The 13,902-nt window shown below is 35.0% G+C and carries 15 protein-coding genes; 12 read left to right on the plus strand and 3 right to left on the minus strand.

What is annotated here, in order from left to right; all coding sequences use genetic code 11:
- Positions 1 to 13: 13 nt before the first annotated feature.
- Both NYE52_RS06770 and NYE52_RS06775 read left to right on the plus strand, forming a co-directional pair.
- A complete protein-coding gene (locus NYE52_RS06770) occupies positions 14 to 2,404 on the plus strand; it encodes a glycoside hydrolase family 95 protein (RefSeq protein ID WP_445669096.1) in 2,391 nt (796 codons plus the stop codon).
- 147 nt (positions 2,405 to 2,551) lie between these two features.
- Positions 2,552 to 3,268: a YesL family protein gene (locus NYE52_RS06775; RefSeq protein WP_341192373.1), complete on the plus strand. Its 717-nt coding sequence runs from the start codon at positions 2,552 to 2,554 to the stop codon at positions 3,266 to 3,268.
- Positions 3,269 to 3,345: 77 nt separating this feature from the next.
- Here NYE52_RS06775 and NYE52_RS06780 read toward each other — a convergent pair whose 3' ends face one another.
- Both NYE52_RS06780 and NYE52_RS06785 read right to left on the minus strand, forming a co-directional pair.
- A complete protein-coding gene (locus tag NYE52_RS06780) occupies positions 3,346 to 3,495 on the minus strand; it encodes a hypothetical protein (RefSeq protein ID WP_341195277.1) in 150 nt (49 codons plus the stop codon).
- Positions 3,496 to 3,656: 161 nt separating this feature from the next.
- The gene (locus NYE52_RS06785) at positions 3,657 to 3,914 is read right to left on the minus strand and encodes a hypothetical protein (RefSeq protein ID WP_341192374.1); all 258 of its coding nucleotides are present in this window, start codon (positions 3,912 to 3,914) and stop codon (positions 3,657 to 3,659) included.
- A 346-nt stretch (positions 3,915 to 4,260) separates the two neighbouring features.
- Between NYE52_RS06785 and NYE52_RS06790 the strand changes: the two genes are divergently transcribed.
- The 3 genes from NYE52_RS06790 to pth2 all read left to right on the plus strand — a co-directional run bounded on the left by NYE52_RS06790 (position 4,261) and on the right by pth2 (position 7,725).
- Positions 4,261 to 5,700: a glycoside hydrolase family 1 protein gene (locus NYE52_RS06790; RefSeq protein WP_341192375.1), complete on the plus strand. Its 1,440-nt coding sequence runs from the start codon at positions 4,261 to 4,263 to the stop codon at positions 5,698 to 5,700.
- Positions 5,701 to 5,859: 159 nt separating this feature from the next.
- Positions 5,860 to 7,131 carry an erythromycin esterase family protein gene (locus tag NYE52_RS06795; RefSeq protein WP_341192376.1) on the plus strand — a complete coding sequence of 424 codons (1,272 nt, stop codon included), beginning with the start codon at positions 5,860 to 5,862 and terminating at the stop codon, positions 7,129 to 7,131.
- Positions 7,132 to 7,344: 213 nt separating this feature from the next.
- The gene (gene pth2 / locus NYE52_RS06800) at positions 7,345 to 7,725 is read left to right on the plus strand and encodes an aminoacyl-tRNA hydrolase (protein ID WP_341192377.1); all 381 of its coding nucleotides are present in this window, start codon (positions 7,345 to 7,347) and stop codon (positions 7,723 to 7,725) included.
- Between the two features lie 234 nt (positions 7,726 to 7,959).
- Here the strand turns inward: pth2 and NYE52_RS06805 are convergent, their stop codons facing one another.
- Complete coding sequence (locus NYE52_RS06805) at positions 7,960 to 8,340, minus strand: SLAP domain-containing protein (protein ID WP_341192378.1); 381 nt, start codon at positions 8,338 to 8,340, stop codon at positions 7,960 to 7,962.
- A 181-nt stretch (positions 8,341 to 8,521) separates the two neighbouring features.
- Here NYE52_RS06805 and NYE52_RS06810 point away from each other — a divergent pair, with 181 nt between their 5' ends.
- From NYE52_RS06810 to NYE52_RS06840, 7 genes are all read left to right on the plus strand, one after another.
- On the plus strand, positions 8,522 to 9,148 hold the full coding sequence (locus NYE52_RS06810) for a metal-dependent hydrolase (protein WP_341192379.1): 627 nt from the start codon (positions 8,522 to 8,524) through the stop codon (positions 9,146 to 9,148).
- A gap of 169 nt (positions 9,149 to 9,317) precedes the next feature.
- Positions 9,318 to 10,514, plus strand: coding sequence for a GTP-binding protein (locus NYE52_RS06815; RefSeq protein ID WP_341192380.1), 1,197 nt, complete (start codon positions 9,318 to 9,320; stop codon positions 10,512 to 10,514).
- Positions 10,515 to 10,645: 131 nt separating this feature from the next.
- Positions 10,646 to 10,915: a 30S ribosomal protein S14 gene (gene rpsN, locus NYE52_RS06820; protein ID WP_312095922.1), complete on the plus strand. Its 270-nt coding sequence runs from the start codon at positions 10,646 to 10,648 to the stop codon at positions 10,913 to 10,915.
- Positions 10,916 to 10,951: 36 nt separating this feature from the next.
- Positions 10,952 to 11,203, plus strand: a complete 252-nt coding sequence (locus NYE52_RS06825; protein WP_341192381.1) for a type B 50S ribosomal protein L31 — start codon at positions 10,952 to 10,954, stop codon at positions 11,201 to 11,203.
- Positions 11,204 to 11,305: 102 nt separating this feature from the next.
- Positions 11,306 to 12,193 carry a fructose bisphosphate aldolase gene (locus NYE52_RS06830; RefSeq protein ID WP_341192382.1) on the plus strand — a complete coding sequence of 296 codons (888 nt, stop codon included), beginning with the start codon at positions 11,306 to 11,308 and terminating at the stop codon, positions 12,191 to 12,193.
- 381 nt (positions 12,194 to 12,574) lie between these two features.
- Entirely contained in the window at positions 12,575 to 13,027 is a 453-nt protein-coding gene (locus tag NYE52_RS06835; RefSeq protein ID WP_341192383.1) for a VOC family protein, read from the plus strand.
- 65 nt (positions 13,028 to 13,092) lie between these two features.
- The gene (locus tag NYE52_RS06840; protein WP_341192384.1) at positions 13,093 to 13,755 is read left to right on the plus strand and encodes a ThuA domain-containing protein; all 663 of its coding nucleotides are present in this window, start codon (positions 13,093 to 13,095) and stop codon (positions 13,753 to 13,755) included.
- The last annotated feature ends 147 nt before the right edge of the window (positions 13,756 to 13,902 follow it).

The following is a 13,902-nucleotide window of genomic DNA, read 5'->3' on the forward strand; positions in this document are numbered from 1 at the left end:
CCTTTAAGAGGAAGTGAAGAATTTGCAATTACTGTATAACAAGCCATCAAAAGAATGGACGGATGCTTTACCTATTGGTAATGGAAGTCTAGGGGCAATGATTTTTGGTGGAGTTGAGACGGAGACTCTTCAACTAAACGAAGATACTCTATGGTCTGGGAGCAAACAAGATTGGGAATGTCCAGATGCAAAAGAAATTCTTGGCCAAATTCGCGAATTAGTAAAGGAAAAACAATATGTAAAAGCTGATTTACTCAGCAAGAGTATTATGGGACCATATACAGAATCTTATATGCCATTAGGATCTATAAAGTTAATTTTTGAACATGGAAATCTATATAGTAACTATAGGCGCACTCTAGACTTGGAAAATGGATTAGCAAATGTGGAGTATTCTGTAGGGGATGTTGTGTATACAAGGGAAATATTTGCTTCCTATCCAGACCAAGTAATCTGTATGCGTCTGAAATCTAGTAAGCAGGGAACGCTTACTTTTCATGCGAAATTAGATAGTTTGTTAAGGCATCGAACAGATTTTAATGGGGATAAGATAATAATCAAGGGGATTGCTCCGGAATATTCCGCTCCAAATCACTTCAATTCTCCTAATCCACTTGTTTATGGGGAGCCAGGTGAATCTGAAGCTATTCAATTTGAAGGTCAATTAGGAACTGTTTTAGAGGATGGGAAATTAATTATTGATTATGATGGTTTGCATATTATAAACGCTACGGAAGTAACTTTATACTTTAGTGCTGCAACAAGCTTTAATGGATATAATCGTTCTCCAAACACAGAAGGAAAAAATCAATCAGAAATAGCCAACAGATATTTAGAAAACGCAATTCGAAAATCCTATCAAGAACTTCTAGATAACCATCTCTCTGACTATAAGTCTCTTTTTAAACGAGTAACGATAGATTTAGAATCAGAAAAAAATAATGTTCTGATTCCGACAGATGAACGTTTACAACGATTTGGTGTAAGTGATAAAGGACTCATTGAACTGTTGTTTCAGTATGGAAGATATTTAATGATAGCGAGTTCTCGCCCTGGCTCCCAGCCTGCAAACTTACAAGGAATTTGGAACAAAGAAACTCGTCCACCATGGAGCAGTAATTATACTTTAAACATTAATGCTCCGATGAATTATTGGTTAACAGAATCTAGTTCTTTACCAGAATGTCATGAGCCATTTATTCAGTTTATTCATTCGTTGGCGGAAAGTGGAAAAAGAACAGCGGAGATTTATGGAGCAAGAGGATGGGCCGTTCATCATTGTACAGATATTTGGTGTCAAACTGCACCAAGCGGAGGTTATGGTGATGGGGAGGCAGTATGGGCGATTTGGCCTGTTGGATGTGCGTGGATGTCCCAACATTTATGGGAACATTATTCATTCAGTCAAGATAAAAAATTTCTTCAGGAAAAAGCTTACCCTGTTATGAAAGCAGCTGCACTTTTTTGTTTAGATTGGTTAATAGAGGATGAAGCAGGTAATTTGGTAACTGCGCCTTCCACTTCCCCTGAGAATTTATTTAAAACGGATAGTGGTGCTGCTGCAATCTCATATGCTTCGACGATGGACATGGCTGTTATCTGGGATTTATTCACAAATTGTATAGAGAGTACACGAATTCTAGGCATGGATGAATCATTTGCAAAAGAACTTGAGTCTGCAAGAAGCCGTTTATATCCAATGAAGGTAGGTAAATATGGACAGCTTCAAGAGTGGTTTCTTGACTTCGAGGAGCAGGATAAACACCATCGCCATATTGCTCATATGTTTGGTGTTTATCCTGGTAGACAGATTACGAAAGAAACGCCAGAATTTTATCAAGCTGCAAAAACTTCATTAGATCGAAGGGGAGATGAGGGGACGGGATGGAGCTTAGCTTGGAAAGTAGGATTATGGGCTCGTTTAGGTGATGGAAACAGAGCTTATCGGATACTTTCTAGACTTTTAAATCTTGTGACAAATCAAGAAGAAAAAATGCATGAGGGGGGAGTATACCGCAACTTATTTGATGCCCATCCTCCATTTCAAATTGATGGGAATTTTGGAGTTACCGCTGCTATAGTAGAGTTGCTTATACAATCACATGAAGGCTTTATCCGTTTGTTACCTTCACTGCCAGCAGCTTGGCCGAATGGTAGTATAAAAGGAATAAGAGCACGTGGTGGTTTTATAGTAGATTTAGGTTGGAAAGATTACCAATTAATTCAAGCAGAGATTTATTCGGGAGTTGGAGGGGCATGCTACCTTCTATGTGATATTCCGGTTTCTATTAAAAAAGAAGGTGTAGAAACTATATTTCCTTTTCCGAAAAAAAATAATATCATTGGATTTAATACGGAGAAAGAAAAACGTTATATTATTCAGCCGAATAAAAATGATCTATAGAAGAACTAGTCGAAAGAACATAGAAGGATTCAGATTCTTAAAAATGAACATCTGAATCTTATATATGTTCTATTTTTTTGTAGGTGATTACATGAGAAAATAAAATAGAGTATTTAATTCATTGGTAGAAGGGAGAATACATTGCGAATGAATGGAAAATGGGGTGGGCTTTATATAGTCTGTGAATGGATTATGAAATTTTCAGGAGCAAATTTGCTTTGGGTGCTGTTTAATATTCCAATCGTTATTCTAATTTTAAATCTCTTCTCCGCTAGTAGTTTGAATCAACTTACCTTTTCATATATAGCTATCCTGATTTTGTTGCCATTTGTATTTTTTCCAGCAACTGTCGCTTTGTTTGCGGTAGTCAGAAAATGGATAATAAAGGATGAATCAAAGAAAATGATTCCAGCATTCGTCAATTATTATCGGGAAAATTATTTCCGAAGTCTGTTTGGTGGACTGTTGATCGTTCTTATATGGTTTGTTGTAGTCTTTTATAGTTATATGTTGTATTTAAATAAGGGTTTATCTTTATTTATGTTGCTTCCGATTGGAATTTTATATGCTTTTACGATGAACTATTTTTCGATTAATGTCCATTTCGAGGTAAAGATTTTGGCATCACTAAAACATGCACTCTTTATCACAATTGGAAGACCGTTGATTACTTTGGGAATTGCTGGTGTCAGTGGTTTGATTCTCTATTTAAGTATAAATATATTAACCTTTTTAATTCCTTTTTTTATTGGATCATTGATAGCATTTACCTCATTTCTTGGTTTTTATTCGCATTTAATGAAAATAGATTCAAAGAAAAACGTGAAATCAAGCTTAGATTTATCACAAGAAATATCTCACTAAATATGTTAGTTTATCTATCCTAATCCTAAAAAAAACCTTATTTTCCTTTATGCATAGTGGAAAATAAGGTGTTTTTTTTAGTCACGCATATGTCCTGCTTCCCGAGAAGTCATTGCGCCATCTCCTGCTTTAACATCTTTTTTAATTTCTTGTTTTACTTTTTGTGAATCAGTTCCTGCAAAATCTGGTTTCATAATAGAGCTTAAATTCTCTTTACTTTGCTTCATGATTGTCACTCCTTCCTCTATTCTTCATCCATATTATTTCAAAAAAGGAGGATATTATGTTATTGGGAGAAGAATTAGAAAAAGGTTTGAAATTTTTTTCAGACAAATAATCAGACAATGAATAAAAAAGTGAACGCTGTTAGGTTCTAAAAAAATAACCCTTAAATATAAGAAAACGACATAAACAAAACAGCAAGAATAAATAGGATAAATAGTATCGTAAAAATAATTGCTAATATGAGTAAAATCCACCCAAGAATTTTCTTACCTGTTCTAATCCAGTAAATAGAAAGCGTTATGATTCCAAACAGAAAGCCCATTATTCCCCAAAGGACAGGATTTTTTCCTGTTTTTTTTGAATCTATGACCAAATAGATAGTTATCAAAATGTTTATTACCCATAATAAAGGAAACTCCATACATACACACCCTTCTCTTTTTTAATATTGTATTCTATAGATTTTAAGACATGTCTAATGATAAATATATAGTTTTTTAATCTTATATAAGGAGTAAGGACTTGTTTCCATCCTTTAACAAAATTTGAAATACGAAAGTAATTTAACTAGATTAATAATGAGTTTCCATCTTACTACTATCTAAGTGTTGCGAAAATGAAACTAAATGTATATACTTATTTTATAATAACCTATACTTTTATAAACTGTTATGAGTAGCTGTATAGTTATGAAAAGAAACATGTTAGCAAAGAATATATAACTATGTTATGGACATTATTTCAAATAATTTAAGGAGTTGATTGAAATGATTCACGGATCATTGAAAGCGTTCCCTAGTAATTTTCTTTGGGGTGCTGCATCTGCAGCGTATCAAGTAGAAGGTGCTTGGAACGAGGATGGGAAAGGAGTATCTAATTGGGATAAGTTTGTTAGGATTCCGGGAAAAACATTTAAAGGAACAAATGGAGATGTAGCGGTAGATCATTACCATCGTTATAAAGAAGATGTACAGCTGATGGCTGAAATGGGAATGAAAGCGTATCGTTTTTCTGTTGCTTGGACTCGTATTTTTCCAGAAGGAAGAGGAGAAGTAAATCAAGCGGGAATTGATTTCTATAATAATTTAATTAATGAGTTAATCAAGTATAAAATTGAGCCAGTTCTTACTCTTTATCATTGGGATCTTCCACAAGTTCTTCAAGATGAATATGCAGGGTGGGAATCTCGTCAGATTATTGAGGATTTTACGAATTATAGTATCGAATTATTTAAACAGTTTGGAGACCGAGTGAAATATTGGGTTAGTTTAAATGAACAAAATATTTTTACTGGTTTAGGCTACCGAATGGCTATACATCCACCTGGAGTAACAGATGAAAAGCGATTCTATCAAGTAAATCACCATGCGAATTTAGCGAATGCTAGTGTTATTAAAGCATTCCGCAAATACGTTCCAAATGGAAAAATTGGTCCTAGCTTTGCTTATTCTCCTGCATATGCTTTAACTTCTAAGCCAGAAGAGATTATTGCGGCAGAGAATGCAGAGGAATTGAATAGTCATTGGTGGATGGATATTTATGCTTGGGGAAGATATCCGGAGGCTGCATGGAACTATTTAGAGGCAAATGGATTAACTCCAGAGGTGGAAGAAGGGGATTTTGAATTATTAAGAGAAGGTACTCCTGATTTTATGGGACTTAACTATTATCAAACAACGACCTTTGAGAAAAATCCATTAGAAGGAGGAGTAGGTAGTGCTGAAATGAACACCTCAGGGAAGAAAGGTACTTCACAGGATTCAGGAATACCTGGTGTGTTCAAAACAGCCGAAAATCCAAATCTAGAAAGAACGGATTGGGATTGGAATATTGATCCACAAGGATTACGTATAGCGCTTCGCAGAATTACCAATCGCTATCATCTCCCTATTCTCATCAGTGAAAATGGCTTAGGTGCATTTGATAAACTAGAAGAAGGCGATATTGTCAATGATGATTACCGCATTGATTTTATCCGTGCTCATATTAATGCAATGCAAGAAGCTATCACAGATGGTGTAGACTTAATGGGATACTGTGTATGGTCGTTTACCGATTTGTTAAGCTGGTTGAACGGATTCCAAAAACGATATGGTTTTGTTTACATCAATCAGCATGAAGAAGGAACGCATGACCTTCGCCGTATTAAAAAGAAAAGCTTCTATTGGTATAAGGAAGTAATTGAATCAAATGGAGAAAACAGATAGAAAGGAGGAGACTCGCGAGTGCTCGTGAGTCTCCCCTTTCTTTTTTTACCTTTAGACCTTGTTTTGCTGAATTTATAGGAGTATACCTTGCTATTTAATGAACAAAATATAATGAATTCATTTAAAGGAATAGCAAATTAAAGGATGTGCACTAAAAATATGGTTACAAAAACAAGTAAGTCATTTCAAAATATCCAGCAATATAGTCTACCATTTAAAGATATGGAGGATTTAAATGGGTTAATCCAAAAGGCAAGTAATGCAAAATACATATTACTTGGGGAGGCTACCCATGGAACAGCAGAATTTTATACGATTCGTGCAGAAATCAGCAAGAAATTAATAATAAATCATGACTTTTCTTTTATTGCTGTAGAGGGAGACTGGGCATCTTGTTATAAAGTAAATCAATATGTAAAAGGCAACACAAGCTATTCTCATGCTAGGGAGGTACTCTCCCAATTTGATAGATGGCCAACTTGGATGTGGGCGAACGAAGAAATCATTCCGCTCATAGAATGGTTGAAAGAATATAACCTTGATAAACAGGAAAAAGAAAAGGTTGGTTTCTATGGCATAGATGTCTATGGTTTATGGGAATCGATGGAGGCAATTGTTACTTATTTGAAAAAAATAAATTCCCCTGATTTGGACAAGGCAATGCAAGCAATTACTTGTTTTCACCCTTATAACAAAAGACCAGAGCAATATGGCATGTCGGCAGCCTTTTTGGGAGAAAGTTGTAGAGAGGAAGTATTAGAGCTTCTAAATTCGATTGTATCGAAAAGAAAGCAATACATGGAAGAGGATAGGGAGTCCTATCTTAATTTACAAATCAATGGACTAGTGTCCAAAAATGCAGAAGCCTACTATAAAGCAATGATTACAGACGATACCGAATCATGGAATATTCGTGATCATCATATGGTAGAAGCTCTAGAAATTGTCAGCCAATTTTATGGGAAGGAAGCAAAGGGGATTGTTTGGGAACATAATACGCATATTGGTGATGCAAGAGCAACTGGTATGGAACAAGAAGGATTAGTAAATGTTGGACAAATAACAAGAGAAAAATTTGGAGAACCCAATGTGTATGCAGTCGGTTTTGGTACATATGCTGGGACAGTAATTGCAGCAGAAAAATGGGGGGATCCATACAAAATAATGGATATTCCAGAAGCCCAACATAATAGCTGGGAAGAACAACTTCATCGTGCAGGCTCCTTTAACAAATATCTAACGTTCACAGAAGATAACCGTCACCTTTTTAACCATACAATCGGTCATCGTGCTATAGGGGTAATTTATGAAGCCTCGTATGAACATTACGGGAATTATGTACCGTCTAACATTTCTGTGCGATATGATGGATTTATTTATGTGGATCGGTCTAAGGCGGTAACACCTATTGCTACTGATAGTGAGGGGTAAAATTAGATTAGCAAAGGACACATCAAGACTAAGAAAAAATATTCAGCAAAAAAAGTAAAGGGCTTTATACTTTTATTGCTTTTTTCATCTTAGTTAAGATTTTACTTAAAAAAGTAACAAAAAAATTTATTGCGGAATAGTATAGCAATCGGAGCTTGAATTTTGAAAATTAAAAAAAGTTCTGAAGAATAATAAATAGAGGGTGAACGATAATTGGAGAGGAAGGCAACAGAAACGAAAATGGTTATAGTGGTTCGAAAAGACTTATGTATGACAAAGGGAAAATATGTGGCACAGGGTAGTCATGCCAGTTTAGGATTAGTATTGGATATGCAAAAGCGTGAGGATGAGCATACACAAGCTATACTGGAAAAATGGTTCGATGAATCATCTACTAAAATATGTGTTTATGTTAAAAACCTAGACGAACTACATGAAATAAATAATATAGCTATTGAAAAGGGAGAAGCTGTAAAATTAATAACAGACAGTGGCTTGACCATGTTTCATGGAGAAAAGACAGATACTTGTTTAGCTATTTTAGGATATAGAAACAATGTGGATGAAATTACAGGGCATTTACAGTTATTGTAATAATAAAGATAGGAGTCTTTTTCATGAAAATGAAAAGAAATTCAGCCCTCTGTACAGCTACTTATAAAGGTTTAGGAACTTAACCTATAAAGAAAATTAAATAAATTCCGTATACCTTATCAGGCACGAGGGATGGACTAATATCCTTCTATAGTGCCTGAAAAACTTTTTTGTAAATCACTTTATCTAGTTAAGTCCTCATTTAGTTACTATTTTGTTCTATTCAAACCCAATCTACTTGAGTTCTAATCGTCCATTTTTAAAAGAATGTTGAACTCTATAACTATCCTTTGGAAAAATAAATGTCCAAGGCATACTCACTTGGGAAGGAATGACTAGGTCTGGTAGTGTGAATTCTTTTTCTGCAATCACGTTATCATTAACACTGTATTGTATTGGTGCATTTTGAAAGGTAAGGGGATGTTCCGTAAAATTATGAACCAATACGGAGACAAGTAGCGCTTCTTTATGATTGATTGCTTCTCGGATAGGAGAAAAGATAACACTCGAGCTATTTAAATGTTTTGTTTCATTAAAGATTTTTTCTATATTATCTCGATCCTGAGGGGCAATTTGCTTGTCCCAGGAAGATTCAAATTGTAATTGCTGCATCATTATGACCACCTTTGAAATGAAGTGTAACATAAGTGAGGGAGAGAAATCTATTAAAGGAGTTGTATTTTCCTTTCTTTTCTTATCATTTTCTTTTTGAAATTCCCTCTAAACAGAACAAATGTTTTGGTGTAGAATAGTTAATGTTGCATTAAAACTATTAACTATTAGAGGTGGAATCAACTTGAATGGAACATCACATGCTGTAATTGGATCAGCAACAGGATTTATTGTTGCCCATACAGTGCAATCCACACCAACAGAGACATTTGTGTGTGTTGCTTTAGGAGCTGTTTCTGGATTAATGCCTGATTTGGATATTGACGGGAAGCTTCGTGGGAAAATTACTTTACCCCATCAAATGATCCAACTGTCTGCACAAGTAATCGGAATACTTATGGTTTTATATAGTTTCTTCGAAAAAACAGCAGTAGAGAGGTGGATGGGGGTAGGGATAGGTATTTTGATTTTGTTTATCGCGTCCTTAATTAAACAAAAACATATGCTAACGATAACAGGCGTTGCCGTGCTGATGGGAGGACTTTCTATAGAGGAACGATGGATAATTCTTCTAGGAATCTTTATTATGATTGCATCCTTTACTTCTCATCGAAGCTACACTCATTCTATATTAGGTGTGGTATTCTTTGGAATTATTGCTGCCGATTTAGAGACTTCCCTTGGTATACAAGGATTGTACTATACTTGTATTGGTGGATACATTAGTCATTTGATAGCCGATTTAAAAATTTTTCCATTTAATAAACGAGGCGTTAAGCTGTTCTTACCTTTGTCATCGAAGGAATTATAATAGTTTATAAAGTAAGCAGAGGGACGGTTCTACCGCTTCCCTTTTTGCTTTCCAAAAGGGAAACGGTAGAACCGTCCCCTTGATTCCCTACTTGCATTTTTGGATAAAAGGGATTATTATATAAATCGTAATTATTACGATTTAAAATTTTAAATGAAAGAGTGAGGAAATGAAAAAAATACCGGTTACAGTGTTGAGTGGTTATTTAGGTGCTGGGAAGACGACTTTGCTTAATCATATTTTACATAATCGAGATGGGCTGAAGGTTGCGGTCATTGTCAATGACATGAGTGAAGTAAATATTGATAGTGAACTTGTACAAACGGTTAGCGGTTTTTCCCGGACTGAGGAGAAGCTAGTCGAAATGTCAAATGGGTGTATTTGCTGTACGTTAAGAGAAGATTTGCTAGTAGAAGTGGAAAGGCTCGCGATGGAAGGGGATATTGATTATATCTTAATCGAATCATCTGGTATTAGTGAACCAATTCCAGTTGCACAGACTTTTTCTTATATTGATGAAGAAATGGGAATTGATTTAACTAAATTTTGTAAACTGGATACAATGGTAACGGTAGTGGATACGAATCGCTTTTGGCATGATTATGAGTCAGGTGATTCACTCTTAGATAGAAAAGAAGCAGTTGGAGCAGAGGATGACAGAAATGTTGCTGATTTATTAATTGATCAAATTGAATTTTGCGATGTACTCATTCTTAATAAATGCGATTTAGTTGCAGCAGAGGATTTAGATAAATTAGAGAAAGTAATTAGAACATTACAGCCTGTTGCCAGAATTATTCGAACAGTGAATAGTGAGATTAATCCACAAGAAATATTAGATACAAATCTATTTGATTTTGACAAGGCTAGTGAGTCAGCAGGGTGGTTGCGCGAATTGAATATTGGTCCTAGTATGCATACACCGGAAACAGAGGAATATGGGATTAGTTCTTTTGTTTATGCTAGTAAAAGACCGTTTCATTCGGAACGCTTTAATGATTGGTGTAATTCGATGCCACTTTCGATTGTACGTGCAAAAGGAATAGCATGGTGTGCCACAAGGAATAATTTAGCTTTACTCTTATCACAAGCAGGACCATCTGTAAGTATTGAACCTATCTCTTATTGGGTTGCATCACTGCCAGAAGCTAGACAAAAGGAAATACTTCGTGTCAATCCAGGATTGAAGGAAACTTGGGATCCAGAATTTGGTGACAGACATACAAAGCTAGTATTTATAGGCATGGATTTAAATGTGGAGCTAATTAAAAAAGAATTGGAAGAATGCTTACTAACGGATGAGGAGTTTTATGGCGATTGGCATCAGTTAAAAGATCCGTTTAATTGGAAAATAATTGCAAGTTAATATAGTTTGAAGGCATATAAGTTGTAAATCGTAATCATTTCGTTTTATTATAGATAAGTGTTCGAAAGAGTGGATAATTATTTTTATTAAATCGAAATGATGTCGATTTAACATAAAGGAGGAAAAGAATATTGGCCAAAAAATCAAAAGTAGTCAAAGAGAGAAAACGAAGAGAAATCGTAGAGAAGTATGCTGAAATTCGCAGAGAGTTGAAAGAGAAGGGGGATTATGAAGCATTAAGAAAACTACCTAGAGATTCTTCTCCGACAAGGTTGAAAAATAGATGCGAAGTAACGGGAAGACCAAGAGGCTATTTAAGAAAATTCAAAATGTCTCGAATTGCCTTTAGAGAATACGCTCATAAGGGTCAAATACCGGGTGTGAAAAAGTCTAGCTGGTGATTTGTATATTCTATTAAAATAGAGGAGGAATAAATAATGAAAAAAGGAATACATCCGACTTATCAAGAAGTTGTTTTTATGGACGTTAATAGTGGGTATCAATTTTTAACTGGATCAACTAAAACTTCAAAGGAAGAAATTATCTGGAAGGATGGAAAAACCTACCCACTTATAAAAGTGGAAATTAGCTCTGATACCCATCCTTTTTATACAGGTCGTCAAAAATTCTCCGATCGCGGTGGTCGAGTAGAACGATTTTACGAAAAATATAAAAATACAAGAAAGTAAGCTCCTATCCATTTGTTCTATACTCCTAAGGGAATGTTTTAACTCTTCTAATTATGTGAATAATTTCAAATGAACCATTTATCATGAGAAGGAGGAGAGAATATGAACGACCAATTGGAAAGAATGAAAAATGCAAAAGGGTTTATTGCGGCATTAGACCAAAGTGGAGGCAGTACACCAAAAGCATTGTTGAATTATGGAGTACCGGAAAGCGCCTATACAAATGAAACAGAAATGTTTGATAAGGTGCACCAAATGCGGACAAGAATTATTACATCTCCAGCTTTTGATTCTAAATATATTCTTGGTGCCATTTTGTTTGAGCAAACGATGGATAGTAAGATAGAAGGAACGTATACAGCTGATTATTTAGCAGAGAAAAAAGGGATTGTCCCTTTTTTGAAAATTGATAAAGGGCTAGCGGAACCCTCCAATGGAGTTCAATTAATGAAGCCAATCACTGATTTAGAGGAAATCCTCCAACATGCAAAGGAGCGCCATATTTTTGGAACGAAAATGCGTTCTGTTATTAAGGAGGCAAATTCCGAAAGTATTAAAGCGGTAGTGGATCAACAATTCGAAATAGGAAAACAAATCATTGCTGCAGGATTAGTGCCAATTATCGAACCAGAAGTGGATATTACTAGTCCTGATAAAGAGCAATCGGAAGAGATATTGAAAGAAACACTATTAACACATCTAAATGGCCTTAAAGAAGATGAAAATGTTATGCTAAAGCTATCAATTCCAACAGTTGCAAATACTTACAAAGAGTTAACTCTTCATCCAAGAGTTGTTCGTGTAGTAGCACTTTCAGGTGGATATAGCAGAGAAGAAGCCAATCAAAAATTAAAAGAAAATGACAACATCATCGCAAGCTTTTCTCGAGCACTAAGCGAAGAGCTAAACGTTAACCAATCAGAGGAAGAATTCAATGCCGCTTTAAAAGAAGCCGTTACTTCTATTTTTGAGGCTTCGACTGAGAAGTAAAGGGAAGCAGAGGGACGGTTCTAATGATTCTGATTTAATATGCAGGCACCAGATAAGTGATAATCTGGTGCCTATTTCTATTTATTTAATGAAAGTTAAATATGTTTATAAATGTAGAAATATTTAGAAAACTAAATTGACAAATAAAAATGTAAACGTTATATTTCGTTTGTAACCAAGTTTAATAGGGGGAAATTAGCGAGATTAGTAGGCATTTTTGAGCAAATGTTTTTTTCATTCTATTCTCTTAATTGTTTTCATATAATAGGATGTTCTATTATTCAAGCTGATAAAAAGGGGAGAAGGATATACGAATAATAGATGAAAGGTGAAATAAAAAAACTAAAAACCGAATAGTTTATATAAAAAGGAGAATGAACCATGGATAAAAATATTCTAGGGAATAACGTTATTACACAAATAGGTATTTTAGTTCACGATATTGAAAAAACAAGCCAAGCTTATGCAGACTTTTTTGGAATAGATAAACCTAAGTGGTCATTAACAGATAAAGCTGATGTTGCACAGACAGAATATCGCAAACAACCAACACAAGCACGTGCCAAACTTGCTTTCTTTGATATGGGTTCTCTTCAGCTTGAATTAATTGAACCAGATCATAATCCAAGTACATGGCGTGAATATTTAGATGAACATGGGGAAGGTCCTCATCATATTGCTTTCGTTATTAAAGGAATGAAAGAAAAGGTTGCTATAATGGAAAGAAATCAAATGGCTCTTCTTCAAAAGGGAGAATATACCGGTGGGAGATATGCTTATATGGATACATTTAAAGATTTAAAAATTATTCTAGAACTATTGGAAAATGATTGACAGCGCTTCCTTGCTATGCCAGATAATAGTATGTAATTTGAAAATAATAGAGAGGATAGGAAATCATGATGAGCACATTCGTTTTAGCAATAGTTGGTGATTATTATCACCGTAAGGAAGCAGCATTACAATCTTTAGAAGAAGCATTATCTCCATATCTATCAAATGGTGAAATAAAATTAGAAACCTGTGAACATGTAGACTTGTTAGAGAGGATTGCAGAAAAACCGGATGTAGTTATACTCTTCACAGAAAATCGCGTGAATCCTACAGATGATAAAGTCAACATGTGGATGAGTGAAGAAATAGCGAATGCCATTATCCACTACGTAGAATCGGGTGGGGGATGGCTGGCATGGCATTCTGGATTAGCTTCCTATGGAATAGATAGTAAATATACACAGATGCTTAAAGGCTATTTTGAATATCATCCAGATCAGCATCAGATGGTCCAATATACCAATCCCAATCAAACAGATAATGCCATCCTTTCTAATGATGTATCCTTTGATTTATTAGATGAACATTATTTTGTTCATTGTGATACTGAAAATACTACTATTTTCCTTGAATCTAGTTCAGTCGATGGGCAGTCTATTGCTGGTTGGTATCATTCGTATGGAAAGGGGAAAGTTTGCTGCTTAACTCCGACTCATAACAAGGAAGGTTTATTGAATCCAGCTTTTATAGAAGTATTGGGGAAATGTGTAATGTGGGCCTCAATGTAATGGGGATGGGTGTTTCAAAATCTTTTTGAAGCATTCTTAGGTTATGGGGATGGTAAAAAATTAAGCCTTTCTATAAATTATAAATGTAAAAAAGGATAGTCTATTATATTTCTAGAGTGTTTGAATAAACTTTATTCATGAACCTGA

The sequence above is a fragment of the Niallia sp. FSL W8-0635 genome, assembly GCF_038007965.1.
Lineage (GTDB): Bacteria > Bacillota > Bacilli > Bacillales > Cytobacillaceae > Niallia.